The organism is Nonomuraea sp. CX421 (genome assembly GCF_059358955.1).
The window spans coordinates 1-1,620 of the sequence record NZ_JCADBK010000055.1 but is presented as its reverse complement, the minus strand read 5'-3'; the positions used below and the strand labels follow the sequence as shown (position 1 = coordinate 1,620).

Here is a 1,620-nt window from a genome sequence, read left to right as displayed (position 1 = left end):
CCCGCATGGAGCGCGTCGTCCGCGAGCGCATGACCACGCAGGACGTCGAGGCCATCACGCCGCAGACCCTGATCAACATCCGCCCGGTCGTGGCGTCGATCAAGGAGTTCTTCGGCACCTCGCAGCTGTCCCAGTTCATGGACCAGACCAACCCGCTGGCCGGCCTGACGCACAAGCGGCGTCTGTCCGCGCTCGGTCCCGGTGGTCTGTCGCGTGAGCGGGCCGGCTTCGAGGTCCGTGACGTGCACCCGTCCCACTACGGCCGGATGTGCCCGATCGAGACCCCTGAAGGCCCCAACATCGGCCTGATCGGCTCGCTGGCCTCCTACGGACGCATCAACGCGTTCGGCTTCGTCGAGACGCCCTATCGCAAGGTCGTCGACGGCAAGGTCACCGACCAGATCGACTACCTGACCGCCGACGAGGAGGACCGCTTCGTCAAGGCGCAGGCCAACACGACGCTCAACCCCGACGGCTCGTTCGCCGAAAGGCGCGTCCTGGTCCGCACCAAGGGCGGTGAGACCGAGCTGGCCCGGGCCGAGGAGGTCGACTACATCGACGTGTCGCCGCGCCAGATGGTGTCGGTCGCCACCGCGATGATCCCGTTCCTCGAGCACGACGACGCCAACCGTGCGCTCATGGGCGCGAACATGATGCGCCAGTCGGTGCCGCTGCTCAAGAGCGAGGCGCCGCTGGTCGGCACCGGCATGGAGTATCGGGCGGCCACGGACACGGGCGACCTGGTCAGCGCCGAGAAGGCGGGCGTGGTGGAGGAGGTCTCCGCCGACTACGTCACCGTGATGAACGACGACGGCACCCGCACCACCTACCGGGTGGCGAAGTTCAAGCGCTCCAACCAGGGCACGAGCTTCAACCAGAAGCCGATCGTGGCCGAGGGTGACCGGGTCGAGGTCAACCAGGTGATCGCCGACGGTCCGTGCACCCAGAACGGTGAGATGGCGCTGGGCAAGAACCTCCTGGTGGCGTTCATGCCGTGGGAGGGTCACAACTACGAAGACGCGATCATCTTGTCGCAGCGGCTGGTCCAGGACGATGTCCTGTCCTCGATTCACATCGAGGAGCACGAGGTCGACGCCCGTGACACCAAGCTGGGTCCCGAGGAGATCACCCGGGACATCCCGAACGTGTCCGAGGAGGTGCTGGCCGATCTCGACGAGCGGGGCATCATCCGCATCGGCGCCGAGGTCGTTCCCGGTGACATCCTGGTCGGCAAGGTGACGCCCAAGGGTGAGACCGAGCTGACGCCGGAGGAGCGGCTGCTGCGCGCGATCTTCGGTGAGAAGGCCCGTGAGGTCCGTGACACCTCGCTGAAGGTGCCGCACGGTGAGCAGGGCAAGGTCATCGGGGTTCGGGTGTTCAGCCGTGAGGAGGGCGACGAGCTGCCGCCCGGTGTCAACGAGCTGGTCCGTGTTTACGTGGCCCAGAAGCGTAAGATCACCGACGGTGACAAGCTGGCCGGTCGTCACGGCAACAAGGGCGTCATCTCCAAGATCCTGCCGGTCGAGGACATGCCGTTCCTGGAGGACGGCACCCCGGTCGACATCATCCTCAACCCGCTGGGCGTGCCCGGCCGGATGAACGTCGGCCAGGTCCTGGAGA

At 66.7% G+C, this 1,620-nt stretch carries 1 protein-coding gene; it reads left to right on the top strand.

What is annotated here, in order from left to right; genetic code table 11:
* Positions 1-1,620: DNA-directed RNA polymerase subunit beta (gene rpoB / locus AC5L3X_RS39095; RefSeq protein ID WP_494863838.1), on the top strand; the 1,620-nt coding region annotated here is incomplete at both ends.